The organism is Mesorhizobium sp. M0239 (assembly GCF_040321815.1).
Taxonomy (GTDB): domain Bacteria; phylum Pseudomonadota; class Alphaproteobacteria; order Rhizobiales; family Rhizobiaceae; genus Mesorhizobium.
This window is the reverse complement of record NZ_JAMYSG010000012.1, coordinates 112,644-136,622: the sequence shown is the minus strand read 5'-3', so window position 1 is coordinate 136,622 and position 23,979 is coordinate 112,644. Positions and strand designations below refer to the sequence as shown.

Genomic DNA, 23,979 nt, shown 5'->3' with positions numbered 1-23,979 from the left:
TTTTTAATTTTCCTATTGCAGATAATAATTATCCACGATAGTATATATCCATGATAAAGGAGCCGATCCAATGAAGCTGGGCGAGGGCGTTGAGGCAGCTATCCATTGCGCTGCCACGCTGGCCAGTGTGGAGGGGAACAGCACCATGCCTGGCGCCGCTCTGGCCGAGTCCTTTGGCCTGTCGCCTAGCTATCTGCTGAAGCATCTCAACATGCTGAGCGCGGCGCGCATTCTGGAATCGGTGCCCGGGCCGGCGGGTGGCTATCGGCTGGCGCGGCCGGCCGAGCGCATCACGCTGCTCGACATCGTGCTGGCCATCGAAGGGCGCGAGCCGGCTTTCCGTTGCGGCGAGATCCGCCAGCGCGGTCCGGTGAAGCTCGATGCTTCGGCCTATGTCAAACCCTGCGGCATCAACGCCGCGATGCTGAAGGCCGAGCGTGCCTATCGCGCCGCGCTCGCCGAGACCAAGCTGTCCGATATCGTGGCCACCTATGCGGCAGAAGGCGATCCCAGGTCGCTTGCTGCGAGCTGCGCCTTCGTCGAGCGCCACCAGCGGCCGCAGAAATCCAGTTAACCCCGTAGACCCAAACCCAAAGCAGATTTGAAAGGACAGGAAGATGAAACAGAGGCTGCAATTTTTCGCCAAGGCGCCGGAGATCATGAAGGCTGTGTCGGCGCTCAACAAGGCGGTGGACGAATGCGGGCTCGAGGTGAGCCTGCTGCACCTGATCAAGCTCAGGGCATCGCAGATCAATGGCTGCTCGTTCTGCGTCGAGATGCACAGCCGCGAGGCGAGGCGCGACGGCGAGACCGAGCAGCGGCTCTATCTGGTTTCAGCCTGGAAGGAATCGCCGCTGTTTTCCCTGCGCGAACGCGCTGCCCTGGCCTGGACCGAAGCCGTCACCTTGATCGCCAGCAATGGCGTGCCGGACGAACTCTATGCAAAGACGCTCGAGCATTTCTCGGAAGAGGAACTGGTCAAGCTTTCCGTTGCGCTCGGCATGATCAACACCTGGAACCGGCTGTGCATCCCGTTCCAGGCCATTCACCCGGTGCCGGCGGCGAAGGCCGCCTGATTGTCCGGTTATGTTGGGAGCGCCGTCGAAAGGCGGCGCTCCACTTTCAAAGGGAGCGTTTGATGCCTGCCGATTTGCCTTCGACCTTGTTGTTTCTCGCTCGCCTGTTGCTCGGCGGCGCCTTCGTCTTCGCCGGCCTGCGCAACATCCAGAACGCGGCCTTCCTGACCCAGCTGATGGCCGCGCGCGGTGTGCCGCAGGCAAGATTGGCGCTGTGGCTCGGCATCGTGCTTCAGATCGCCGCCGGCGTGCTGGTCATCGCAGGATTGTGGACGGCACTCGCGGCCGCGGTGCTGCTGCTGTTCCTCATCGTCGCCACGCCGATGTTTCACAATTTCTGGGACCATCAGGGCCAGGACCGTGCGTCCCGCATCAACGGCTTCGTCGGCAATGTCGCGCTGAGCGGTGGCTTTCTGACCCTGATCGCGCAATCTGTTTGACGCACAGTTCCATGCCGACTGCGGCCTCTGGTGCCCACGGCTCGTCATAAAATCGGAACCAATCGAGCCGTTGACGCATTTCACACCTGCATGCCCAGCATCCAGGATGGAATATGAAAATCGCCCATGTCGCGCCGCTTTATGAATCGGTGCCGCCAAGGCTCTATGGCGGCACCGAGCGCATCGTCTCGTATCTGACCGAAGCGCTGGTCGATCTGGGCCATGAGGTGACGCTGTTCGCCAGTGGCGACAGCCAGACTTCCGCGACGCTGGTACCCAGCCGGGAACGCGCGCTGCGCCTCGATCCGCGTCCGCTTAAATCCGAGATCGCGGCGCATCTTTCGATGCTTGCGCAGGTGAGGGAACGGGCGTCGGAGTTCGACGTCATCCACTTCCATCTCAGCCATTTCCTGCACTTTTCCTTCTTCGAGGATCTCGCCGACCGCACGGTGACGACACCGCATGGCAGGCTGGATTATGTCGACCTGGCGCCGGCCTATGAACGGTTTCCGCGTTTTCCCCTGATTTCCATTTCGCACAGCCAGAAGGCGGGCTTTGCCAACGCCAACTGGTTGGCGACGATCCATCACGGATTGCCGACCACTCTCTACGAACCGACTTTTGAGACGACGGCGGAAGAACCCTACCTTGCCTTCCTCGGCCGGTTCTCACGCGACAAGCGCCCGGACCGCGCCATCGAGATCGCCTTGCGTTCGGGGCTCAAGCTCAAGCTCGCGGCAAAGATCGGCGACGACGACCGCGCCTATTTCCACGAGGTGGTCGAACCGTTGATCGACGGCGATCGCATCGTCTATGTCGGCGAGATCGAGGAGGACCAGAAGGCGGAATTTCTCGGCAAGGCGGCCGGCCTGCTGTTCCCGATCGACTGGCCGGAGCCGTTCGGCCTTGTCGCCATCGAGGCCATGGCCTGCGGCACGCCGGTCATCGGCTGGAATTGCGGCGCGCTGCCCGAAATCATCGATCAAGGCGTCACCGGTTTCATCGCTGACACGGTGGACGGCGCGGTCGCCGCGGTGCCCGACTTGCTGCAACTCGACAGGCGAAAGGTGAGGGCCGTTTTCGAAAAGCGGTTCTCCGCTCGAAGAATGGCTGGCGATTATCTGGCCGCCTATGCGGGCCTGATCGGCGTCCCGAGCGCGGCGAAGGCGTCTTGAGCAACGACGTGCTCGAGCCACGACAACGAAACAACAGGGATCTTTGACGAATGGCCCAACTCGATGAGCGCCAGCTCGATCCCGCGGTTGCGCTTGCATCGCTCGACGCCACCGCCCCTCGCGAGCCGCATCGGTTGTTTGCCCTCAAGCAGGGCGATTGCTTCGCGGTTGCCGACGCCTATGGCGACATACGCGGAGCCGGCGACGGTTTCTTTCGCGACGACACACGGGTTCTTTCCGAGTTCCGGCTGACCGTCGGCGGCAGGCAGACGTCGCTGCTCGGCGCCTCGCTCAGCCAGGACAATGTGCTGTTCACCACCAATTTGACCAATCTGCCGATACAGAGCGCCGGTGGACGCGACATCCCGCAGGGAGCCATTCACATCGAACGCGTCAGGCTGCTTTGGCAGGACAGGCTGTTCGAACGCATCACCCTTTCCAATTACAGCCGGGAACACTCGACGATCAGCGTTTCCCTGCACTATTCCGCCGATTTCCGCGACATGTTCGAAGTGCGCGGCTCGACACGGCTGAAGCGCGGGCTGGCCCATGCCGCCGAAACAGACGCGACGTCCGTCCTGCTGCGCTATGACGGGCTCGACGGCCTGGCCCGCCTCTCTGCGATATCGTTCTCGCAGGCGCCGGACCAACTGACAGCCACCCGTGCCGATTTCCTGATCGCCGTCACCAAGCGCAGCAGGAAGGTGCTTTATGTCGAGGTCGGTCCCGAGGTGGCCGATAAGCCCGACCGCGACCGGTTTCGCGCCGCTGCCGCCCGCGCCCGCTTTGGCATGCGGGCCAAACGTCGCCATGGCGCGACGGTGCGCAGCTCGGGCCGCGTCTTCAACGACTGGGTCGAGCGCGCCCGCGCCGATGTCGCGCTGCTGACCACCGAACTGGCGACCGGCCCCTATCCCTATGCCGGCATCCCCTGGTTCTCGACGGCGTTCGGTCGTGACGGCGTCATCTCGGCACTGCAGATGCTGTGGCTCAATCCGGGCCTGGCGCGGGGCGTGTTGGCCTTTCTGGCCCAGCATCAGGCGACCGAGACATCGCCGTTCAGCGATTCGCAGCCGGGCAAGATCATGCACGAGACCCGCAAGGGCGAAATGGTGGCGCTGCGGGAGCTCCCCTTCGGCCGCTACTACGGTGGCGTCGATACGACACCGCTCTACATCTATCTTGCTTGTGCCTACGCCGATCGTACCGGTGACATGGCGTTCATCGACGGCTTGTGGCCATCGCTGTGCGCTGCGGCCGAATGGACGGAGGAGGCGGGCCGGGAGACCGGATTCGTCACTTACCAGCGAGCGGCCGAGTCCGGCCTCGCCAACCAGGGATGGAAGGACAGTTTCGATTCGGTCTTCCATGCCGATGGCCGCATTCCCAAGGGTCCGATCGCCCTGGTCGAAGTGCAAGGCTATGTCTTTGCCGCTTTCCGGGGGCTGGCCAAGCTTGCCCGCCGCCGTGGGGAGGACGACAGGGCCGACCATTGGGATGGTCGCGCCGAGGCGATGCGGGTCGCCGTGGAACGCGATTTCTGGCTTGACGATCTCGGCTTCTATGCCCTCGCGATCGACGGTGCGGGCGAGCCCTGCAAGGTGCGGACCTCGAATGCCGGGCATCTGCTTTTTGTCGGATTGCCTGAGCCGGCGCGGGCCCAGATGGTCGCCGACCAGCTGCTTTCCGCCTCCTTCCATTCCGGCTGGGGACTGCGGACGCTCGCCGACGATGCCGTGTTCTTCAATCCGATGTCGTACCACAATGGCTCGATCTGGCCGCACGACACCGCCCTGTGCGGTGCCGGCCTGGCGCGCTATGGCGAGCGCGAAAGCGTGGTTCGCCTGATGAGCGGCACATTCGAATCCGCAGTCCATTTCAACATGCGGCTGCCCGAACTGTTCTGCGGTTTTACACGTGCGCCGGGCGAAGCACCCATCGCCTATCCCGTCGCCTGCCTGCCGCAGGCGTGGTCGGCGGGCTCCGCCTTCATGCTGATGCAGGCCTGCCTTGGCCTGGAGATCGACGGCTGGGATGGCGAAATCCGCGTCACCCGCCCGAGGCTGCCGATCGGCATCGACACGCTGACACTGCGGCACCTGGGCGTCGGCGACCGGGTCGTCGATCTCACCTTCCAGCGCGTCGGCGATCGGGTCGTCGCTTTCCTTGCCGACCGCCATGAAGGGCTGGTGCCGCTCATCGTAAGGACATGATCCGAACAAAATTGGCGGAACCGATCCGAGCTTTGTGCGTTGCAAAAATACGGGTCCGAACGCCGACCACGTGGTCGGCGGACCTTTTCAAACGGGAAACACGAAAAAACGGTCGCCGACGGCCGGGTGAGTTGACATTCAATGACAAACTACGGTGCGGAACTGCTCTGGGTTCTGATCTTCGCGAGCCTCGGTTTTTCCGCTCTTGCCGTATTCCTCTCCCTATCGCGGCAGCGCCGCAGTCACCCTCCGGCGGTTGCCCATACAGCGGGCGAAGACGTGGCCGCGGAGGCGGCGCGCAAGGTGATCCGTGAGTTCGAAAAGAACGGCCAATCGGCCGATGCGGCGCTGGTGACGTGGTCGCCCGAGACATTGCGCAAGATCCTCGCCGACGATCTGCCCGATGCGCAGGTCATCGTGGTGTCGAACCGCGAACCCTATATCCACAACATCAGGGATGATGGCGTCGAATTGCTGGTGCCGGCCAGCGGGCTGGTGTCCGCGCTCGAGCCGATCACCCGCGCCTGTGGCGGCACCTGGATCGCCTATGGCGGCGGAACGGCGGACCGCCTCACCGTCGACGACCACGACCGGGTACAGGTGCCTCCCGGCCATCCGTCCTATACGCTGCGCCGGGTCTGGCTGACGGAGGAAGAACATCAGGGTTATTATCTCGGTTTCGCCAATGAGGGGCTCTGGCCGCTTTGCCACATCGCCTTCACCCGACCGATTTTTCGCGCCTCGGACTGGGAGGCCTACGAGGCCGTCAACCGGAAGTTCGCCGACACGGTGGTTGCCGAAGCGCGCAACGAGCGGCCTATCGTGCTGGTCCAGGATTACCACTTCGCGCTGCTGCCGCGCATGATCCGCGAGCGCCTGCCGGAGGCGATCGTCATCACTTTCTGGCATATCCCGTGGCCGAATTCGGAAGTGTACAGCATCTGTCCCTGGCGTGAACGCATCCTCGAGGGGCTGCTCGGCAGTTCGATCATCGGCTTCCACACCCAGTTCCACGCCAACAATTTCACCGAAAGCGTCGATCGCTTCCTGGAAAGCCGCATCGAGCGGGCCGATGCGGCGATCTCCTACGGTGGCCAGACGACGCTGGTGCACGCCTATCCCATCTCGATAGAATGGCCGGCCGACCTGTTGGCAAAATTGCCTGACGTCGATGACTGCCGGGCCCGCCTGCGCAATAGGTTCGGACTGAAGGCGGATGTGAAGCTGGCCGTGGGCGTCGAGCGTCTCGACTACACGAAGGGCATTCTGGATCGATTTCAGGCGCTGGACGAATTGTTCAAGCGATACCCTGAATGGATCGGAAAGCTGGTTTTCCTGCAGGTCGCGGCCCCCAGCCGCGGCACGCTGCCGGCTTACAAGCTGCTCCACGACGAATGCCACCGCTATGCCCAGGAGCTCAACCAACGCTATGGCAGCGAGGGTTACAGGCCGGTGGTCATGGTGGCCGAGCATCACTCACAGGAACAAGTCTACGAGATTTATCGCGCCGCCGACATATGCATGGTCACCAGCCTGCATGACGGCATGAACCTGGTCGCCAAGGAATTCGTCGCGGCGCGCGACGACGAACAGGGCGTCTTGATGCTCAGCACCTTCGCCGGCGCCTCGCGCGAATTGCTGGAGGCGCTGATCGTCAACCCTTACGACGCCGCCATGATGAGCGAAGCGCTGTTGCAGGCGCTGATCATGACTTCAGACGAACAGCGCGAGCGCATGCGGCCCATGCGCGAGACGATCCGCAACAACAATGTCTATCGCTGGGCCGGCAGCATGCTTCTGGATGCAGCGCGCTTGCGCAAGCGCGGTGACCTCGACCGGGTAACCGGTGTCGGTGACCGGCCGCCTAGCGTCGACAATGTCGTGTCCATGTTCGAGCGCAAACGGGTAGTCATGTCATGAACGAGGTCCTGCAAAAGATGATCAGCGAAAGCCCGCAAAAGCCGCAGGCCGTCATGCCGAAACCGCAGACTGTGCTGACCGGCGAATGGGCGTTGTTCCTCGACATCGACGGCACCCTGCTGGAACATGCCGAGCACCCGGACGCCGTCTCGGTCAGCGACGAGCTTCGCTCCTTGCTGCAAGGCCTGGACCGCAAGCTGGACGGGGCATTGGCCTTCATAACAGGCCGCTCCGTTGCGGCTGTCGACCATCTGTTTCAACCTTTGAAACTGCGCGCCGCCGGGCTCTATGGACTGGAGCACCGGCTTCTGCCGGGCGACGACGTCGAAGTCGCGGACGAGCCGGCGGATATCGCGGCCCTTGCCGACGAGATCGAGGCCGAGCTCGGTCGTGGGGCCTATATCGAGCGCAAGGGAAGGGTGCTGGCCATCCACACGCGCGCCGCCCCCCATCTGCTTCCCCGCGCGATGCAGCTTGTCGAGCAGGCGCTGGCCACGCTGCCAAAGGGCTACCGGGTGGTTGCCGGCAACGCCGGCGTGGAATTGCTGCCGCTGGAGGCCGCCAAGGGCGCCGCGATCCGACGTTTCATGGAGATTGCGCCGTTCACAGGCCGCCGCCCGGTCTTCCTGGGCGACGACACGTCGGACGAAAACGGCTTCGTAACCGTTAATGATGCCGGCGGTATATCGATCAGGGTTAAGCCACCAGCGCATACCACAGCGCGGTACGGGCTTGCCGGCGTCGCCGAGACGCTGGCCTGGCTGAGAGGTCAACTTTAGATCCAGCTGACGCAACCGCGATCGCGCGTCCTGGAAAGGGCAAGGAAAGGAACGGTTTCGATGGGACGCTTTGCACAATTGGTCCGAGAGATCACCCCGAACTGGCTGCACTCTCGCTCCTCCCGCCATGAGATTGCCCACGTTTCACCGTCCGACGCGGATTTCAGCTGGCAAGAAGCGGTCGACAACAAGATGTATGGGGCGGATACATCTGACTACTCCCATGTTCCGGAAAAGCCTGTTTCGGCAAAACCGGCAGACGACAGCTCTGCTGACGAGAACGACCGCGTTCCAAAGAAGGCCAATTAACGGTCCTGTCCTATGCCGCAAATCGCAGGCCGCCATCGCAGGTCAGCACCTGGCCGGTCATGAAGCCGTTGGAGACGAGGAAGGCGATTGCGTCGGCCACGTCTTCGGCCCGGCCGACGCGGCCGACCGGGGTCTTGCCGGCATAGTCGGCAAAGATCGTTTGCTTTTGCTCCTCGGCCAGAAAATCCCACCAGGGCGTGTCGATGACGCCGGGCGCCACGACATTGACGCGCAGCGGCTTCAGTTCCACCGCCAGAATCGGCACCACGGTCAACAGCATGCCGTTGATGGCGGCGATGCCGGCAACGCCGGGCGTCGCGAGTTGCGCCGAGACCGCCGAGACGAAGGTCACCGAGCCGGCCTTGTTCAGCGTCGGCAGGGCCGCCTGCAGGCAGCACAGCTGCGGCCGGACTTTCTCATCGACGCCACTGCCGATGTCGCTCAGGTCAAGCGTCGGGAAGGGGCCAAGGCCCTTGCCGCCGCTGGCCGCCAGCACCAGATGGTCGATAGGCCCGAGGCTCTCGAAGAACTGGCGGACCTCATCCGGCTTCGAGGCGTCGAAAGCAGCCTTCTCGGCAGCGCCACCAAGGTTTTTCCAAGCGCTCTTCAGTTTGTCCTCATTGCGCCCAGTGATGGTCACCTTCATGCCCGGGCCGAGCAGCTTGCGTGCCGTCGCCAGGCCGATGCCGGACGAGCCGCCGATGACGACGGTGTGTTCGATTGTCTTGGTCATCAATGGTCTTCCTTCGATGTGGGGGAGGCCGTGCCGATGAGATCGAGGCTCAAGGCTCGCAACTGTTGCCTTGCCTTGGCGTCATAAGCCTGGGCGTCGGCACGGGATTCCCGCAGGCCGTCGAAATAGAGGCCGCTTTTTCCGTCGAGCGCGGGTGAGGCGGCGAGGTTGAGGATGGCCTCGGCACCGGTCTCGACCGAACACCACGGCGTCACACCAGCCTGCCGGACCATGGTGGTATTCATGTAACTCGCCGGGTGCAGCGCGTTGACGGTGACGCCGGTACCTTTCAACTGTTCGGCCAAATCGACGGTGAACAGGATCTGCGCCAGCTTGCTCTGGCAATAGGCGCGCACGCCGTCATAGGAGCGGGTCAGCATGACATCGCTGAAATCGACCGCCTGCTGTCCGGCCGAGGCGACATTGACGATGCGGGCCGGCGCACTCGCCTTCAGCAACGGCAGAAGCTCCGATGTCAGCACGAAACCGGCGAGATAATTCACCGCGAAGCGCAGTTCGTAGCCGTCGGCGCTGATCTGTCTTTTGGCACCTTGGCCCGCCGTGCCGATTCCGGCATTGTTGACGAGGATGTCGAGCCGGCCCGTCCGGGCGCGCACGGCTTCGGCAAGCCGGCGCACTTCGGCCAGCGAAGAGAGGTCGGCGACCAGAAGCTCCGCCATGCCGCCGGCCGCTTCGATCTCGGTGACAACAGCCTTGCCGCGCCTCGCATCGCGGCCATGCACCATCACACGGGCGCCCGCGGCGCCGAGCCGTTGCGCGACGACGCGGCCGACGCCATCTGTCGAGCCGGTGATGAGGATCGTCTTGTCTTTGAGTTCCATGTTCAGAGCCTCCGTTCTGTTGCTCTGAACGGAAGATGGGACAGTTGGCGCGGGCCAAACAGTTCAAACTTTATCCTGGTATCAATACTGCTATACTAGGCACATGGATTCCCAACCCGTCGCTGCTCCAACACGTTCGGCCGAAGACAGCCGCCGGCGCGAACTCGGCGCCTTCCTGCGTTCGCGCCGCGAAAGGCTGACGCCCTCGGCCACCGGCATCGCCACCGGTCTCAGGCGGCGCACGCCGGGACTACGGCGCGAGGAGGTGGCGATGATCGCCGGCGTCGGCACCACCTGGTACACATGGCTGGAGCAGGGGCGGGAGGTCAGGCCCTCGGTCGAGGTGCTGACGGCACTCGCCGAAGCACTGCGCCTCGACGCCGCCGAAAAACGGCATCTGTTCATCCTTGCCGACCGCCAGCAGCCGGAGCGCCGTGCCGTGGCGCCGGAAAGGGTCGACGGCCCCTTGCTGCACATGCTGCAGAGCCTGGTGCTGCAGCCGGCCTATGTGGTCGGGCGGCGCTGGGATGTGCTGGCCTGGAACCCGGCGGCGGTGGCGGTGTTCGGCGACTATGGCCTGCTGGAAGGGGATGCCCGCAACATCGTCCACATGGTGTTCACCAGCCCGCACCACCGGCGCCTGCTGGTCGACTGGGAGCAACTGGCGCGCACCGTGCTGGCCTCGTTCCGGGCCGCGAGCGCCCGCTATGTCGGCGATCCGGATTTCGAGCGGCTGATCGAGTTGATGACGCGTTCGAGCCCCGAATTTCGTGCCTGGTGGCCGCAGCGCGACGTCGCGCACCGATTGTCGGGGGTGAAACATGTCCGGCACCCGAGCGCGGGCGCCATGAGCTTCGAGCATATGAGCCTGTCGATCGGCGACGGCTCGGACATGAAGCTGATCGTCTACACGCCGCTCGCCGAGCAGAATTCGATCGCCAAGCTGCAGACATTGCTGGATGAACTGCCGGCCAAGCGGCGCAGCGCCTGAAGCGTCAGGTCTTCGGCTTCAGCCCATCAAGAAACAGTTGTTCCAGGAAGCGGGCCGCATCCTCGAAGCGGCCGTCGCCGCCGCGGTTCGGCCCGAGCACGGCGCGGACCTGGACGTCGAAATCGGCATAATGCTGCGTCGTTGCCCAGATCGAGAAGATCAGGTGCCACGGATCGGTCTTGGCGATCTTGCCAGCGCGCATCCAGCCCTTGATGACGGTCGCCTTCTCGTCGACCAGCGTCTTCAACTCTCCGGCCAGCAGCGGCATGATGCGCGGCGCGCCTTGCAGGATCTCGTTGGCGAACAGCCGGCTCTCGCGCGGAAAGTCGCGCGCCATCTCCAGCTTGCGCCTGATGTAGCTGCGCAGTTCGGTAAGGGGATCCCCAATGTCGTCGAGTTCGCGCAGCGGCGCCAACCAGGTGTCGAGCAGGCGCTGCATCAGCGTTTCGTGGATGTCTTCCTTGCGGCGGAAATAATAGAGCAGGTTGGGCTTCGACATGCCTGCGGCTTCGGCGATCTGGTCGATGGTCGAGCCGCGGAAACCGTTGGCGGAGAAAACCTCGAGCGCCGCCTCCAGGATGAGTTCGCGCTTTTCCTGCTGGATGCGGGTGCGGCGAGGGGCGTCCGTGGCGATGGTCACCGTTGCAAGCCCTCGTGTTGAGGGTCATCTGGACCAATTCTCTGGACCAGTTTTTCCCTAGCCTGTGGAACGCACTTCAGGTGCCGCATTTCCGCTAGTAATCCTTGACCGCTGAGAGGGCGGTGCTAACGTTTGTCCAATCGGTCAAAAATTTGCGTAGCATGAAAACGCGGCAAAGACCAAGCGTTGGGCGCAGCGAAACAGTTTACAAGGGGAAGTCCTGGTCATGTCCAACCGGCTGAAAGTCACGCCGAACGATCTCAGCGCATTCTGGATGCCGTTCACGGCAAACCGGCAGTTCAAGCAGGCGCCGCGCATGATGGTGTCCGCCAAGGACATGCACTACACGACCAGCGACGGCCGCAAGGTGCTCGACGGCACCGCCGGCCTGTGGTGCGTCAATGCCGGCCATTGCCGGCCGAAGATCACCGAAGCGATCCAACAGCAGGCCGCCGAGCTCGACTATGCGCCCGCCTTCCAAATGGGCCATCCGATCGTGTTCGAACTGGCCAACCGCCTGGTCGACCTCGCGCCCAAGGGCATGGATCATGTCTTCTTCACCAATTCCGGTTCGGAATCGGTCGAGACGGCGCTCAAGATGGCGATCGCCTATCACCGTGTTAAAGGCGAGGGCTCGCGCACCCGGCTGATCGGCCGCGAGCGCGGCTATCACGGCGTCAATTTCGGCGGCATCTCGGTCGGCGGCATCGTCACCAACCGCAAGATGTTCGGCACGCTGCTCGGCGGCGTCGACCATATGCCGCACACGCATCTGCCGGAAAAGAACGCCTTCACCAAGGGCGTGCCGGAGTATGGCGCGGAACTCGCCAACGAGCTGGAGCGTATCGTAGCCCTGCATGACGCTTCCACCATCGCCGCCGTCATCGTGGAGCCGGTCGCCGGCTCCACCGGCGTCATCCTGCCGCCGAAGGGTTATCTTCAGAGGCTACGCGAGATCTGCACCAAGCATGGCATCCTGTTGATCTTCGATGAGGTCATCACCGGTTTCGGCCGTCTCGGCACGCCGTTCGCCGCCGACTATTTCGGTGTCACGCCCGACATCATGACCACCGCCAAGGGCGTCTCCAACGGCGTCATCCCGATGGGCGCGGTGTTCGTGAAGAAGGAGATCCACGACGCCTTCATGACCGGCCCCGAGCACATGATCGAGTTCTTCCACGGCTACACCTATTCGGGCAACCCGATCGCCTGCGCGGCCGCACTCGGCACGCTCGACACCTACAAGGAAGAGGGCCTGCTGACCCGTGGCGAGGAGCTGGCGCCGTACTGGGAAGACGCGCTGCATTCGCTGAAGGGCGAGCCGAACGTCATCGATATCAGGAACATCGGCCTGATCGGTGCGATCGAGCTGGCGCCGATCGCCGGACAGCCGACCAAGCGGGCCTTCTCGGCCTTCGTCAAGGCGTTCGAGCGCGGCGCGCTGATCCGCACCACCGGCGACATCATCGCGCTGTCGCCGCCGCTGATCATCACCAAGGGCCAGATCAACGAATTGATCGACCATGTGCGGGAAGTGCTGAGGTCCATCGATTGACGGACTGACACGATATCCCTCGCCCTGGAGGAGAGGGTCGCCGCGAAGCGGTCGGGTGGGGTCGGTGCGGCAGCGCGCCGACCTGATCTTTTGCTGCAACGAACGGTTACAGTCAGGCGGGCAACGCGCCGATCCCGGTCAGGATCACCCGCTTGATATTTTCCTTGGCTTCCCGCCATTGCCGGTCGGACAGCGGCTTGCCGCCATTGAGCGTCTCGATCTGGTGACCGAAATCGGCGTAGTGCTGGGTCGTAGCCCAAAGCATATAGAGCAGATGGCGCGGATCCACCGGGTCCATCTTGGCTTCCTCGATCCAGCGCCTGATGATCTCGACGCGGCCGTCCGTCCATTCGCGCAGCGTCGATTCCATATAGTCCTGAAGCACCGGCGCACCGTGCATCACTTCAGAGGCCCAGACCTTCGAGCCGTCAGGATGGCGGCGTGATATTTCCATCTTGGCGTCGATATAGGCACTGATGCCGTCTATGGGTCCGCGCGCCGCGTCGAAGCAATTGGCCGCCTGTAGCCAGATTTCAAAGATGTTTTGAACGACCGACCGGTAAAGCTCTTCCTTGGTGGCGAAATAGTAGTGGAGATTTGCCTTCGGCAGTCCCGCCAGATCCGCGATCAACTGCATCGTGGCGCCCCCGAACCCTGCCTCCGCAAACACCTTCTCGGCAGCGACGAGAATGGTTTTTTCATTCTCTCGTCGGATCTCCTGTCGCCGCATGGGGCGGGTGGGTTCTGCCATGTCTACCCCAAGATTCTAGTTGACCGCTTGGTCAGGTTGTGTAGTTTAAAAGCTGACCATACGGTCAAGCTGTAAATCACTCAAGGGGCGACAAGAACCCTGGTGTAGATGGGAACTCAAGATGGCCGCACCCGGCGAGAATCTGCGAATCAATTCAGACCGTTTGTGGGATTCCATCATGGAGATGGCGAAGATTGGCCCCGGCATTGCCGGCGGCAACAATCGTCAGACCGTGACCGACGAAGACGGCGAAGGGCGGCATCTGTTCAAGCGCTGGTGCGATGCGGCCGGGCTCGAAATGGGCGTCGATGAGATGGGCACGATGTTTGCCCGCCGCGAAGGCACCGATCCCAGCCTGCCGCCGGTCTATGTCGGCAGCCATCTCGATACGCAGCCGACCGGCGGCAAGTATGACGGCGTGCTCGGCGTGCTGGGTGGGCTTGAAGTGGTGCGCTCTCTCAACGACCTCGGCATCAAGACCAAACATCCGATCGTCGTCACCAACTGGACGAACGAGGAGGGCTCGCGCTTCGCGCCGGCGATGATGGCGTCCGGCGTGTTCGCCGGCGTGCTCGACCAGGCCGATGTGTACGGGCATGTCGACAAACAGGGCAAGAAATTCGGCGAGGAACTCGAGCGCATCGGCTGGAAGGGCAGCGAGAAGGTCGGCGACCGTAAGATCCACGCCTTCTTCGAACTGCATATCGAACAGGGTCCGATCCTCGAGGACGAAGGTATCGACATTGGTGTCGTCACCCATGGCCAGGGCCTTAAATGGCTGCAGGTGACGCTGACCGGCAAGGAAGCCCACACCGGCTCGACGCCGATGCCCAAGCGCCGCAATGCCGGGCTCGGCATGGCGCGGGTGATCGAACTGGTGCACGAGATCGCCATGGACTACCAGCCCGATGCCGTCGGCGCGGTCGGCCACATGGAGGTCTATCCCAATTCGCGCAACATCATCGCCGGGCGCACCGTCTTCACCGTCGATATCCGCTCGCCGGAAAAGGAAGTGCTGGACGCGATGGACGGCCGCATCCGCGAAGGCATCGACACGATCTGCGATGCACTCGACATTCGCTACGAGATCGAACAGGTCGGTGCTTTCGATCCGGTGACCTTTGATGCCGGCTGCGTCAAGGCGATCCGTGATGCCGCCGAACGCCTCGGCTATTCCCACCGCAACATCGTCTCCGGCGCCGGCCACGACGCCTGCTGGATCAACCGCGTCGCGCCCACCGCCATGGTGATGTGCCCTTGCGTCGATGGCCTCAGCCACAACGAGGCCGAGGAGATCACCAAGGAATGGGCTTCGGCGGGCGCGGACGTTTTGTTCCACGCGGTGGTGGAGACGGCGGAGATCGTCGGGTGAGAGGTCGGCGCTGTACCCCCACCCCTAACCCCTCCCCACAAGGGGGAGGGGGACTTCCGTTGGTGCTAATCTTGGCAAATTGTCTACGTTTCCACACCGAGAGGAAAGTTTGGGCTCGCGGCAGAGTTCCCTCCCCCTTGTGGGGAGGGTTAGGGTGGGGGTCCACCTTCGCAAGAATCCTTTTTATGCATTCTTTCAAAGGCTTTGAACGTCGGGCTGTGATAGCGCGACGCCAAGTCTCCCTCCCTTGCGGGGAGCGATTGAGGGTTTACACGCCAGAAAGCAGGCACCGATCGGCCCTTACGTTGCTGACTTTGTTCTGCATGAGAAGAACCTCGTTATCGAGGTGGATGGAGAGCATCACTTCACGCCGGAGCAAATGGAGAAGGATCGGACACGCGACGCATGGTTTGGCCGACAGGGCTATCGTGTATTGCGGTTTTCGACCGGAGGTCTGGCGAACTCTTTCGATGGTTGCATCGAGGAGATATTGGGAGAAGTTGGAGTCATGTAGCGCCGCCGCTTCGGTCCTGAACCGATCTGAAACACTACCGAGACGCTCGTAAGAAGCGCGGCAAGAACAAGGGAACAGCCAATGACCAAAGTCATCCGAAACGGCACCATCGTCACTGCTGACCGCACCTGGAAGGCCGATGTGCTGATGCAGCACGGCAAGATCGCGGCCATCGGTTCGGGCCTGCATGGCGACCACGAGTTCGATGCCACCGGCTGCTATATCATGCCGGGCGGCATCGACCCTCACACCCATCTCGAAATGCCGTTCATGGGCACCTATTCGGCCGATGACTTCGAATCCGGCACGCGCGCGGCGCTCTCCGGCGGCACGACGATGGTGGTCGATTTCTGCCTGCCGGCGCCGCAGCAGTCGCTGCTCGAAGCCTTGCAGATGTGGGACAACAAGACCTCGAAGGCGTCGTGCGACTACTCCTTCCACATGGCGATCACCTGGTGGGGCAAGCAGGTGTTCGACGAGATGGCCACTGTCGTCGACAAGGGCATCACCTCGTTCAAGCATTTCATGGCCTACAAGGGCGCGCTGATGGTCGACGACGACGAGATGTATGCGTCGTTCCAGCGCTGCGCCGATCTCGGCGCGCTGCCGCTGGTGCATGCCGAGAATGGCGACGTCGTTGCCGCCCTGTCGCAGAAGCTGCTGGCTGCCGGCAACAACGGCCCCGAGGGCCACGCCTATTCACGGCCACCCGAAGTGGAAGGCGAGGCGACCAACCGCGCCATCATGATCGCCGACATGGCCGGCGTGCCGCTCTATGTCGTGCATGTCTCCTGCGAGCAGAGCCATGAGGCGATCCGCCGGGCGCGGCAGAAGGGCATGCGGGTGTTCGGCGAACCGCTGATCCAGCACCTGACGCTGGACGAGAGCGAGTATTTCGACAAAGACTGGGATCATGCGGCGCGCCGCGTGATGAGCCCGCCCTTCCGCAACAAATTGCACCAGGATTCGCTGTGGGCGGGCCTGCAGGCGGGCTCGCTGCAGGTGGTGGCGACCGACCATTGCGCTTTCACCACCAAGCAGAAGCGCAACGGCGTCGGAGATTTCACCAAGATCCCGAACGGCACCGGCGGGCTCGAAGACCGCATGCCGGTGCTGTGGACGACGGGCGTCAACACCGGCCGGCTGACGATGAACGAGTTCGTCGCGGTGACCTCGACCAACATCGCCAAGATCCTCAACATGTATCCGAAAAAGGGCGCCATCGTCGAAGGCGCGGATGCCGACATCGTCGTCTGGGATCCCAAGCGAAAGAAGAAGATCACTTCTAAGCAGCAGCAGTCCGTCATCGACTACAATGTGTTCGAAGGGTTCGAGGTGACCGGTCTGCCGCGGTTCGTGTTCTCGCGTGGCGAACTGTCGATCCAGGAGGCCGAGATCAAGGCCAAGCCCGGGCATGGAGAATTCGTCGGCCGCGAGCCGAATGCGGCGGTCAACCGGGCGCTGTCGACGTGGAAGGAAATCTCCGCGCCGCGCAAGGTGGAACGCACCGGCATCCCGGCGACCGGGGTTTGAGCTTGGCGCGTTCGGCCGCGCTCATTTCGTTGGTCCTGATGGCAACTGGCTCAGGTCCGGCAGCAGCGGACGGCCTACTGGCCGGCTCCTGGGGCAATGATGTCGGCTGCGCCGGCGTCAAAGCCGGTTATCAGGAGAGCGATGCCTATATCGTGCTGACCGCCGAAGGCGTCGAGACCTATGGCAGCGGCTGCCGGTTCACACAGCAATTGACATCGGTGCTGGGCGCGCAATCGCTTGGCGCGACCTGTTCGGCGGAAGGCGAGGCGGGAACGACAATCGAAACCGTCGTGGTCACCAACAAGGGAGAGGATGGTTTCTTCGTCACCATCCCCGGCCTTGAGGAAATGGGCCGCTGCAATTATGTTCGTGACGGTGCCGATGGCGGCCCTTCCGTCGATGCTGGCCTCACGCGACCAGCGCATCCAGTTCCGGCAGCAGGACGACGCCTTCCTGTTCGTTGGGATCGGTGCGCGCAATGACGGCCGAAGACGGGGCGCTGCTCAGATTGGCCGGCAGATGCGGCACGCCGGCGGGAATGTAGAAAAGGTCGCCGGCCTTGGTGACGATATGATGCTCGAGCCGGTCGCCGTACCAAGTGTGGACTTCGCCGGAGAGCACATAGATCGCCGTCTCGTGGCTCTCATGCATATGCGCCTTGGCGCGCGCGCCGGGCGGGATGGTGAGCATGTGCATGCAGATGCCGGAGGCGCCGACGGTTTCGGCGGTAATGCCGGCGAAATAGGTCAATCCCTGCTTGCCTTCATAAGTGCTTTCAGGGCGGATAAGATGACAAGTGGGTTTGGGCGACATCGGGGAAACTCCGGGCGTCGATCGAGTGGGACAAGACCAATGGGACAGGGCGAGTGGAAAACAACATCGCGATAAAAGCAATCGGATTCCAGCCGCCGCAGGGACGGAAACAGGCAGGCGGCAGCCGATGACGGGGACTTCGCCAGCCGTCGTCGCGGCAAGCAAACTCGGACTGACCTTCCAGACCAATGACGGGCCGGTGCAGGCGCTGTCCAATGTCGATCTCACCATCGGCAAAGGGGAGTTCGTCTCCTTCATCGGGCCTTCGGGCTGCGGCAAGACCACGCTGCTGCGCGTCATCGCCGATTTGGAGAAGCCGACCTCGGGGACGATTTCGGTCAACGGCATGACAGCAGAACAGGCGCGCGAGAAACGCGCCTATGGCTATGTTTTCCAGGCCGCCGCCCTGTTTCCGTGGCGGACGATCGAGCGCAATGTCGGGCTGCCGCTGGAGATCATGGGTCTGTCCAGGACGGAGCAAGGCGAGCGGATCAAGCGCACGCTCGACCTCGTCAACCTCTCTGGTTTCGAGAAGAAATATCCCTGGCAGCTCTCGGGCGGCATGCAGCAGCGCGCCTCGATCGCCCGTGCGCTGGCCTTCGACGCCGACCTGCTGCTGATGGACGAGCCGTTCGGCGCGCTGGACGAGATCGTGCGCGACCATCTCAACGAGCAATTGCTGGAATTGTGGGGACGCACCAACAAGACCATCTGCTTCGTCACCCACTCCATTCCGGAGGCCGTCTATCTGTCGACGCGCATCGTCGTCATGTCACCGCGGCCGGGCCGCGTCAGCGACATCATCGAATCGACGCTGCCGAGAGAGCGGCCGCTCGACATCCGCGAGACGCCGGAGTTTCTGGCGATCGCAGCGCGCGTGCGTGACGGGCTGCGGGCAGGGCACAGCTATGATGATTGAGGGAGCAAACGACGGGCTCCCTCCTCTCCCCACCACCGGGGAGAGGAGGGCCGGAGCGAAGCGGAGGTCGGGTGAGGGGGCGGCCACCCGCGCCTTCGTCATCCTAGGGCGGAGCCGATGCGAAGCGGCGAGCGCAGACCCTAGGATGCATGCCGTGACGTCTGCCGAAAGGCCAAAACGGTTGAGAGTATCGGCCAAGCAGGGCGAGGCAGAGGGGATCATGTTCGGCACCGTTGCGGAGCGGAGAGGTAACGGCATGGATCCTAGGGTCTGCGCCGCGTCGCTTCGCTCCTTGCTTCGCCCTAGGATGACGAACGCGTGGTGGGTCGCTCGCGTTACGCAGAGCGCACGCCTGTCCGGCGAGGCCTGCTAGATGGACACCTTCCGCGACAAACTCATCCCCGTCACCTCCATCCTCGCCGGCGTGGTCGTGCTCTGGTATGTTTTCGCCGTCATCCTCAACGCGCCGTTCCAGCGTGATCTCGACCGCCGTGCCAATGAGACCTCCACGTTTAGCGAACTCATCGGCAAGACGCTGTCGCAGCCGAAGCCGACATTGCCGGCGCCGCACCAGGTGGCGGTGAATTTCTTCGAGAACACCTTCCTGCGGCCCATCACCTCGAACCGCAGCCTCGTCTACAATGCCTGGGTGACGCTGTCGTCGACGCTGCTCGGCTTTGCCTTCGGCACCGCGCTCGGCATCATCATTGCGGTCGGCATCGTGCATGTGGCGACGCTCGACCGCAGCCTGATGCCGTGGATCATCGCCTCGCAGACCATCCCCATCCTGGCGGTGGCGCCGATGATCATCGTCGTGCTGGGGGCGATCGGCATCAGCGGCCTGATCCCGAAGGCGATGATCTCCACCTATCTGTCGTTCTTCCCGGTGACTGTGGGCATGGTGAAGGGGCTGCGCTCGCCCGAGATCATGCATCTCGACCTGATGCACACCTACAATGCCAGTCGTGCGCAAACCTTCTGGAAGTTGCGCGTGCCGGCTTCGGTGCCGTTCCTGTTCACCTCGATGAAGGTGGCGGTGGCGGCAAGCCTGGTCGGCGCCATCGTCGGCGAACTGCCGACCGGCGCTGTCGCCGGCATCGGTGCCAAGCTTTTGGCTGGCGCCTATTACAGCCAGTCCATCGACATCTGGTCGGCGCTGGTCGCCGGTTCGGTGGTGGCCGCACTTCTGGTCATGGTGGTCGGCATTGCCGGGCGCCTCGTCGACCGCGCCATGGGCGGGAGGCCGGCATGAACTGGCTGAAACCCTCCTGGCAAGCGGTGCTGGCGATCGTGCTGTGCCTGATCGCTGTGGCGCTCGGCGCGATCGCCGCGCCGAAAGTGGATGCACTGGCGCAGCCCGCAGGGACGTTGATATATCCCTATGCGGCGACAAACTGGCTGATCTTTGGCGTGCTGCTTGTCGCCGCTTTGATCTCGATGGCCAGAATACCGTCCATCGTCGAAGCCGTTGTGCTTTTCATCGGCGCGCATCTGGTCGCCTGGCTGCTGATTGGCGGCATCGCCGGCTTCGAAGGTCTGGCGCGGGCGCCGTATTTCCTGCTGCTCGCGGCCGCATGGCTGCTTGGCTGGCGCTGCGTGGCGGTGCTGTCGTCGTTGCGTCCTTTCGCCAAATGGGCGCGGACCGCGTTGCGCCTGATCATCCCGGCCATCTTCGGCGCCTGGATACTGATCATCTGGGAAGCGGTGACGCGCGGGGCCGGCATACCCTTCATCCTGCTGCCGCCGCCAAGCGCGATCGGCGCACGCATTGCCGGTTCGCTGCCGGTGCTCGGCGCCGATATCAGGCAGACCATCTTCAAGGCAGTGATCTTCGGCTATGTGGTGGGCAGCGGCGCCGGCTTCATCACCGCGGTCCTCGCCGATCGCGTGCCGTTCCTGCGGCGCGGCCTCTTGCCGATCGGCAACATGGTCTCGGCACTGCCGATCATCGGCGTCGCCCCGATCATGGTGATGTGGTTCGGCTTCGACTGGCAGTCCAAGGCGGCGGTGGTCATCATCATGACCTTCTTCCCGATGCTGGTGAACACGGTCGCCGGCCTTGCCGCCTCCGGCCACATGGAGCGCGACCTGATGCGCACCTATGCGTCGGGCTACTGGCAAACCCTGCTGAAGCTCAGGCTGCCGGCAGCAGCTCCCTTCATCTTCAACGCGCTGAAGATCAACTCGACGCTGGCGCTGATCGGCGCCATCGTCGCCGAGTTCTTCGGCACGCCTGTCGTCGGCATGGGCTTCCGCATCTCGACCGAGGTCGGGCGGATGAACATCGACATGGTCTGGGCCGAAATCGCAGTTGCAGCACTTGCGGGTTCGGTCTTTTATGGCGTGGTCGCTCTTGTCGAAAGAGCCGTCACGTTTTGGCATCCCTCTGTCCGTGGTGGATAGGGGCGGTGGGTTTAGGGCACTAACTTCAGAGGGTAAAAAAATGAAAAGACTGATTATTCCCGTTCTGGCCGGCGCGATGTCGCTCGCCGCGTTCCAGGCAATGGCCGCCGACAAGGTGACGTTGCAACTGAAATGGGTCACGCAGGCCCAGTTTGCCGGCTACTATGTCGCCAAGGCCAAGGGTTTCTATGAGGCCGAAGGTCTCGACGTCGACATCAAGCCGGGCGGTCCCGATATCGCGCCCGAGCAGGTGATCGCCGGCGGCGGCGCCGATGTCATCGTCGACTGGATGGGCGGTGCGCTGGCTGCCCGCGAAAAGGGTGTGCCGCTGGTCAACATCGCCCAGCCGTTCAAGAAGGCCGGCATGGAACTGGTCTGCCCGAAGGACGGCCCGATCAAGACCGAAGCCGACTTCAAGGGTCACACGCTCGGCGTCTGGTTCTTCGGCAACGAGTATCCGTTCTATGCCTGGATGAACAAGCTCGGCCTCAAGACCGAGGGCGGCCCGGACGGCGTCACCGTCTTGAAGCAGAGCTTCGACGTGCAGCCGCTGATCCAGAAGCAGGCGGATTGTATCTCGGTCATGACCTACAACGAGTACTGGCAGTTGATCGACGCCGGCTACAAGCCCGAACAGCTGACCGTGTTCAACTACTCGACCATGGGCAACGACCTGCTCGAGGACGGGCTCTATGCGTCCGAAGACAAGCTCAAGGACCCGGCCTTCGAAGACAAGATGGTGCGTTTCGTGCGCGCCTCGATGAAGGGCTGGAAATACGCCATCGACAACAATGACGAGGCCGCGGGCATCGTCATGGACGGCGGCGGCCAGGACGAGAACCACCAGAAGCGCATGATGAGCGAAGTCGCCAAGCTGATCGACAATGCCGACGGCAAGCTCGACCCGGCGACCTACGAACGCACCGCCAAGGCGCTGCTCGACCAGAAGATCATCACCAAGGAGCCGACCGGCGCCTACACCACCGCCATCACCGACAAGGCAGTCAAGTAAGCCTAGTCGGCAACACATTTATCCAGAAAGCGGCGCCTCCGGCAGAAATGTCAGAGGCGCCGTTCCTTTATGGTGTTCATGACGAAACTGATTTCGATCGAGGCGACGCATTTCAGCCGCGCGATCTTTTCCTTGATGAAGCGCTCGTACTGTTCGAGGCTTCCCGTCACCACCTTCAGCACATAGTCGCGCGAGCCGGTGACGAGGTGGCATTCCAGCACCTCTTCCCAGCCGCGGATCGCGTCCTCGAACATCACGATCTCGTCTTCGTTCTGGCGGCTGAGCCGGATGGTGGCGATGGCGACCATGCTCCAGCCAAAGGCTGAGGGATCGACCAGCGTGGTGTAGCCCCTGATAATTCCGGTCTCCTCCAACCGCCGCACCCGCCTCAGGCAGGGCGATGGCGACAGACCGATCCGCTCGGCAAGCTCGTGGTTGGTGATGCGGGCGTCGGCTTGCAGCTCACGCAGGATCTTGCGGTCGAAATCGTCGGCTATCTTCTGCTGCACGTTCGGTCTCTCCGGGCAATTTGTTGCGGGAATGCAGCCATGAGAGCCCCAAAATAGCAAGAACTGGTGGAACAGGATCGCATAAATTGCCGTTCAATATTTCACTCGAACAGGCAGGAAAGATCATGACCGCGCCACGCCCGTCGAAAACCCATATCGGCAACCACAAGCTCCACCCGCAGACGCTGATGCTGAGCTATGGCTTCGATCCGCAGCTTTCGGAAGGCGCGGTCAAGCCGCCGGTGTTCCTGACCTCGACCTTCGTGTTCAAGTCGGCGGAAGAAGGACGCGACTTCTTCGATTACACCTCCGGCCGCAAGGAGCCGCCGAGCGGCACGGCGTCCGGCCTGGTCTATTCGCGCTTTAACCATCCCAACAGCGAGATCGTCGAGGACCGTCTGGCGATCTATGAAGGGACGGATGCCTGCATCCTGTTTTCATCAGGCATGTCGGCGATCGCCACGACACTGCTCGCCTATATCAGGCCGGGCGACGTCATCCTTCATTCGCAGCCGCTTTACGGCGGCACCGAGACGCTTTTGACGCGCACGCTCTCCGGTTTCGGCATCGGTGCTGTCGGTTTCGCGGACGGCGTCGACGAGACGGCGGTGCGCACGGCCTCCGACGCCGCCGTCGCGAAGGGCCGCGTGTCGGTCATCCTGATCGAGACGCCGTCAAATCCGACCAACAGCCTGGTCGATATCGCGCTGATGCGCAAGATCGCCGACGAGATCGGCGCGAGCCAGGGGTCGACGCCGATCGTCGTCTGCGACAACACGCTGCTCGGCCCGGTGTTCCAGCGGCCGATCGAACATGGCGCCGACGTGTCCGTCTATTCGCTGACCAAATATGTCGGCGGCCATTCCGACCTGATCGCGGGGGCCGCCATGGGCGGCAAGGCGGTCACCAAGCCGATCAAGGCGCTGCGCGGCGCGATCGGCACGCAGCTCGACCCGCATTCCTGCTGGATGCTCGGCCGCTCGCTGGAGACGCTGTCGATCCGCATGGAGCGGGCCAACGACAATGCGCGGCTGGTCGCCGAATTCCTGCGCGACCATGCCAAGGTCGAGAAGGTGCATTACCTGCCGTTCCTGGGCGAGGACACGCCGGCTGGTCGCACCTACAGGGCGCAATGCACTGGTGCCGGCTCGACCTTCTCCTTCGATATCAAGGGCAGAGAGAAGGCGGCTTTCGCCTTTCTCAACAACCTGCAGATCTTCAAGCTGGCGGTGAGCCTGGGCGGAACGGAATCCTTGGCCAGCCACCCCGCGGCCATGACGCATTCGGGCATACCCTTCGAGGTGCGCGAGCGCATCGGCGTGCTGGAGACCACGGTCAGGCTGTCGATCGGCGTGGAGCACCCGGACGATCTGATCGCCGACCTGACGCAGGCGCTGGCGGCGGTCTGACGCTCCCCGTATCCGGGGTATCGCGCGGTCCATTAGTTTGCACGTAAGTGTTACTCGCGCGCAGCCATTCG

The 23,979-nt window shown here is 63.0% G+C and carries 25 protein-coding genes; 19 read left to right on the top strand and 6 right to left on the bottom strand.

Annotated features, from left to right (window positions below; all coding sequences use genetic code 11):
* The first annotated feature begins 70 nt into the window (after positions 1-70).
* The 8 genes from NKI99_RS14925 (at position 71) to NKI99_RS14890 (ending at position 7,912) form a co-directional block, all read left to right on the top strand.
* Entirely contained in the window at positions 71-574 is a 504-nt protein-coding gene (locus tag NKI99_RS14925; protein WP_023813203.1) for an RrF2 family transcriptional regulator, read from the top strand.
* A gap of 43 nt (positions 575-617) precedes the next feature.
* Positions 618-1,076 carry a carboxymuconolactone decarboxylase family protein gene (locus NKI99_RS14920; RefSeq protein WP_023813202.1) on the top strand — a complete coding sequence of 153 codons (459 nt, stop codon included), beginning with the start codon at positions 618-620 and terminating at the stop codon, positions 1,074-1,076.
* Positions 1,077-1,138: 62 nt separating this feature from the next.
* Complete coding sequence (locus NKI99_RS14915) at positions 1,139-1,516, top strand: DoxX family protein (RefSeq protein WP_023813201.1); 378 nt, start codon at positions 1,139-1,141, stop codon at positions 1,514-1,516.
* Between the two features lie 113 nt (positions 1,517-1,629).
* Complete coding sequence (locus NKI99_RS14910; RefSeq protein ID WP_023813200.1) at positions 1,630-2,691, top strand: glycosyltransferase family 4 protein; 1,062 nt, start codon at positions 1,630-1,632, stop codon at positions 2,689-2,691.
* A 50-nt stretch (positions 2,692-2,741) separates the two neighbouring features.
* On the top strand, positions 2,742-4,904 hold the full coding sequence (locus NKI99_RS14905) for an amylo-alpha-1,6-glucosidase (RefSeq protein WP_023813199.1): 2,163 nt from the start codon (positions 2,742-2,744) through the stop codon (positions 4,902-4,904).
* A 141-nt stretch (positions 4,905-5,045) separates the two neighbouring features.
* Positions 5,046-6,824: an alpha,alpha-trehalose-phosphate synthase (UDP-forming) gene (locus NKI99_RS14900; RefSeq protein WP_352611316.1), complete on the top strand. Its 1,779-nt coding sequence runs from the start codon at positions 5,046-5,048 to the stop codon at positions 6,822-6,824.
* Between the two features lie 17 nt (positions 6,825-6,841).
* Positions 6,842-7,603: a trehalose-phosphatase gene (otsB, locus tag NKI99_RS14895; RefSeq protein ID WP_502905546.1), complete on the top strand. Its 762-nt coding sequence runs from the start codon at positions 6,842-6,844 to the stop codon at positions 7,601-7,603.
* 60 nt (positions 7,604-7,663) lie between these two features.
* A complete protein-coding gene (locus tag NKI99_RS14890; protein WP_352611315.1) occupies positions 7,664-7,912 on the top strand; it encodes a hypothetical protein in 249 nt (82 codons plus the stop codon).
* A 10-nt stretch (positions 7,913-7,922) separates the two neighbouring features.
* Here the strand turns inward: NKI99_RS14890 and NKI99_RS14885 are convergent, their stop codons facing one another.
* Positions 7,923-8,645: an SDR family oxidoreductase gene (locus NKI99_RS14885; protein ID WP_352611314.1), complete on the bottom strand. Its 723-nt coding sequence runs from the start codon at positions 8,643-8,645 to the stop codon at positions 7,923-7,925.
* The gene (locus tag NKI99_RS14880) at positions 8,645-9,487 is read right to left on the bottom strand and encodes an SDR family oxidoreductase (RefSeq protein ID WP_352611313.1); all 843 of its coding nucleotides are present in this window, start codon (positions 9,485-9,487) and stop codon (positions 8,645-8,647) included. Before NKI99_RS14880 ends, NKI99_RS14885 begins: the two co-directional genes overlap by 1 nt.
* A gap of 103 nt (positions 9,488-9,590) precedes the next feature.
* On the opposite strand from NKI99_RS14880, the gene NKI99_RS14875 reads away from it, so the two are divergent.
* Positions 9,591-10,478: a helix-turn-helix transcriptional regulator gene (locus NKI99_RS14875; RefSeq protein WP_352611312.1), complete on the top strand. Its 888-nt coding sequence runs from the start codon at positions 9,591-9,593 to the stop codon at positions 10,476-10,478.
* A gap of 4 nt (positions 10,479-10,482) precedes the next feature.
* Here NKI99_RS14875 and NKI99_RS14870 read toward each other — a convergent pair whose 3' ends face one another.
* On the bottom strand, positions 10,483-11,118 hold the full coding sequence (locus NKI99_RS14870) for a TetR family transcriptional regulator C-terminal domain-containing protein (protein WP_023813192.1): 636 nt from the start codon (positions 11,116-11,118) through the stop codon (positions 10,483-10,485).
* 226 nt (positions 11,119-11,344) lie between these two features.
* On the opposite strand from NKI99_RS14870, the gene aptA reads away from it, so the two are divergent.
* Entirely contained in the window at positions 11,345-12,673 is a 1,329-nt protein-coding gene (aptA, locus tag NKI99_RS14865) for an omega-aminotransferase AptA (protein WP_023813191.1), read from the top strand.
* 112 nt (positions 12,674-12,785) lie between these two features.
* Here aptA and NKI99_RS14860 read toward each other — a convergent pair whose 3' ends face one another.
* Positions 12,786-13,424 (bottom strand): TetR/AcrR family transcriptional regulator, encoded by a 639-nt coding sequence (locus NKI99_RS14860; protein WP_013530908.1) that lies wholly within the window; start codon positions 13,422-13,424, stop codon positions 12,786-12,788.
* 121 nt (positions 13,425-13,545) lie between these two features.
* On the opposite strand from NKI99_RS14860, the gene NKI99_RS14855 reads away from it, so the two are divergent.
* The 4 genes from NKI99_RS14855 (at position 13,546) to NKI99_RS14840 (ending at position 17,325) form a co-directional block, all read left to right on the top strand.
* Positions 13,546-14,796, top strand: a complete 1,251-nt coding sequence (locus tag NKI99_RS14855; RefSeq protein ID WP_352611311.1) for a Zn-dependent hydrolase — start codon at positions 13,546-13,548, stop codon at positions 14,794-14,796.
* A gap of 247 nt (positions 14,797-15,043) precedes the next feature.
* Positions 15,044-15,310 carry an endonuclease domain-containing protein gene (locus tag NKI99_RS14850; RefSeq protein ID WP_352611310.1) on the top strand — a complete coding sequence of 89 codons (267 nt, stop codon included), beginning with the start codon at positions 15,044-15,046 and terminating at the stop codon, positions 15,308-15,310.
* 81 nt (positions 15,311-15,391) lie between these two features.
* On the top strand, positions 15,392-16,843 hold the full coding sequence (hydA, locus tag NKI99_RS14845; protein ID WP_352611309.1) for a dihydropyrimidinase: 1,452 nt from the start codon (positions 15,392-15,394) through the stop codon (positions 16,841-16,843).
* Positions 16,844-16,845: 2 nt separating this feature from the next.
* A complete protein-coding gene (locus NKI99_RS14840) occupies positions 16,846-17,325 on the top strand; it encodes a hypothetical protein (RefSeq protein WP_352611308.1) in 480 nt (159 codons plus the stop codon).
* Here the strand turns inward: NKI99_RS14840 and NKI99_RS14835 are convergent.
* Positions 17,252-17,656 carry a cupin domain-containing protein gene (locus NKI99_RS14835; protein ID WP_352611307.1) on the bottom strand — a complete coding sequence of 135 codons (405 nt, stop codon included), beginning with the start codon at positions 17,654-17,656 and terminating at the stop codon, positions 17,252-17,254. The genes NKI99_RS14840 and NKI99_RS14835 overlap by 74 nt on opposite strands.
* A gap of 127 nt (positions 17,657-17,783) precedes the next feature.
* On the opposite strand from NKI99_RS14835, the gene NKI99_RS14830 reads away from it, so the two are divergent.
* From NKI99_RS14830 to NKI99_RS14815, 4 genes are all read left to right on the top strand, one after another.
* Positions 17,784-18,575, top strand: coding sequence for an ABC transporter ATP-binding protein (locus NKI99_RS14830; protein WP_352611306.1), 792 nt, complete (start codon positions 17,784-17,786; stop codon positions 18,573-18,575).
* A 373-nt stretch (positions 18,576-18,948) separates the two neighbouring features.
* Positions 18,949-19,827, top strand: a complete 879-nt coding sequence (locus tag NKI99_RS14825; protein ID WP_352443081.1) for an ABC transporter permease — start codon at positions 18,949-18,951, stop codon at positions 19,825-19,827.
* Positions 19,824-20,978 carry an ABC transporter permease gene (locus NKI99_RS14820; RefSeq protein WP_352611304.1) on the top strand — a complete coding sequence of 385 codons (1,155 nt, stop codon included), beginning with the start codon at positions 19,824-19,826 and terminating at the stop codon, positions 20,976-20,978. The genes NKI99_RS14825 and NKI99_RS14820 overlap by 4 nt, the downstream gene beginning before the upstream one ends.
* A gap of 40 nt (positions 20,979-21,018) precedes the next feature.
* Positions 21,019-21,990, top strand: coding sequence for an ABC transporter substrate-binding protein (locus tag NKI99_RS14815; RefSeq protein ID WP_352443079.1), 972 nt, complete (start codon positions 21,019-21,021; stop codon positions 21,988-21,990).
* Between the two features lie 50 nt (positions 21,991-22,040).
* Here NKI99_RS14815 and NKI99_RS14810 read toward each other — a convergent pair whose 3' ends face one another.
* Positions 22,041-22,499 carry an Lrp/AsnC family transcriptional regulator gene (locus tag NKI99_RS14810; protein WP_352611302.1) on the bottom strand — a complete coding sequence of 153 codons (459 nt, stop codon included), beginning with the start codon at positions 22,497-22,499 and terminating at the stop codon, positions 22,041-22,043.
* A gap of 125 nt (positions 22,500-22,624) precedes the next feature.
* Between NKI99_RS14810 and NKI99_RS14805 the strand changes: the two genes are divergently transcribed.
* On the top strand, positions 22,625-23,908 hold the full coding sequence (locus NKI99_RS14805; RefSeq protein ID WP_023813181.1) for a cystathionine gamma-synthase family protein: 1,284 nt from the start codon (positions 22,625-22,627) through the stop codon (positions 23,906-23,908).
* Positions 23,909-23,979 lie beyond the last annotated feature (71 nt).

Bases quoted from the DNA above. Each gene is read 5' to 3' on its own strand.
- NKI99_RS14875 (WP_352611312.1), top strand. From the start codon at position 9,591: ATGGATTCCCAACCCGTCGCTGCTCCAACACGTTCGGCCGAAGACAGC.
- NKI99_RS14910 (WP_023813200.1), top strand. From the start codon at position 1,630: ATGAAAATCGCCCATGTCGCGCCGCTTTATGAATCGGTGCCGCCAAGG.
- NKI99_RS14900 (WP_352611316.1), top strand. From the start codon at position 5,046: ATGACAAACTACGGTGCGGAACTGCTCTGGGTTCTGATCTTCGCGAGC.
- NKI99_RS14855 (WP_352611311.1), top strand. From the start codon at position 13,546: ATGGCCGCACCCGGCGAGAATCTGCGAATCAATTCAGACCGTTTGTGG.
- NKI99_RS14885 (WP_352611314.1), bottom strand. From the start codon at position 8,645: ATGACCAAGACAATCGAACACACCGTCGTCATCGGCGGCTCGTCCGGC.
- hydA (WP_352611309.1), top strand. From the start codon at position 15,392: ATGACCAAAGTCATCCGAAACGGCACCATCGTCACTGCTGACCGCACC.
- otsB (WP_502905546.1), top strand. From the start codon at position 6,842: ATGATCAGCGAAAGCCCGCAAAAGCCGCAGGCCGTCATGCCGAAACCG.
- NKI99_RS14905 (WP_023813199.1), top strand. From the start codon at position 2,742: ATGGCCCAACTCGATGAGCGCCAGCTCGATCCCGCGGTTGCGCTTGCA.
- NKI99_RS14915 (WP_023813201.1), top strand. From the start codon at position 1,139: ATGCCTGCCGATTTGCCTTCGACCTTGTTGTTTCTCGCTCGCCTGTTG.
- NKI99_RS14830 (WP_352611306.1), top strand. From the start codon at position 17,784: ATGACGGGGACTTCGCCAGCCGTCGTCGCGGCAAGCAAACTCGGACTG.
- NKI99_RS14925 (WP_023813203.1), top strand. From the start codon at position 71: ATGAAGCTGGGCGAGGGCGTTGAGGCAGCTATCCATTGCGCTGCCACG.
- NKI99_RS14890 (WP_352611315.1), top strand. From the start codon at position 7,664: ATGGGACGCTTTGCACAATTGGTCCGAGAGATCACCCCGAACTGGCTG.
- NKI99_RS14815 (WP_352443079.1), top strand. From the start codon at position 21,019: ATGAAAAGACTGATTATTCCCGTTCTGGCCGGCGCGATGTCGCTCGCC.
- NKI99_RS14920 (WP_023813202.1), top strand. From the start codon at position 618: ATGAAACAGAGGCTGCAATTTTTCGCCAAGGCGCCGGAGATCATGAAG.
- NKI99_RS14835 (WP_352611307.1), bottom strand. From the start codon at position 17,656: ATGTCGCCCAAACCCACTTGTCATCTTATCCGCCCTGAAAGCACTTAT.
- NKI99_RS14805 (WP_023813181.1), top strand. From the start codon at position 22,625: ATGACCGCGCCACGCCCGTCGAAAACCCATATCGGCAACCACAAGCTC.
- aptA (WP_023813191.1), top strand. From the start codon at position 11,345: ATGTCCAACCGGCTGAAAGTCACGCCGAACGATCTCAGCGCATTCTGG.
- NKI99_RS14880 (WP_352611313.1), bottom strand. From the start codon at position 9,487: ATGGAACTCAAAGACAAGACGATCCTCATCACCGGCTCGACAGATGGC.
- NKI99_RS14820 (WP_352611304.1), top strand. From the start codon at position 19,824: ATGAACTGGCTGAAACCCTCCTGGCAAGCGGTGCTGGCGATCGTGCTG.
- NKI99_RS14860 (WP_013530908.1), bottom strand. From the start codon at position 13,424: ATGGCAGAACCCACCCGCCCCATGCGGCGACAGGAGATCCGACGAGAG.
- NKI99_RS14825 (WP_352443081.1), top strand. From the start codon at position 18,949: ATGGACACCTTCCGCGACAAACTCATCCCCGTCACCTCCATCCTCGCC.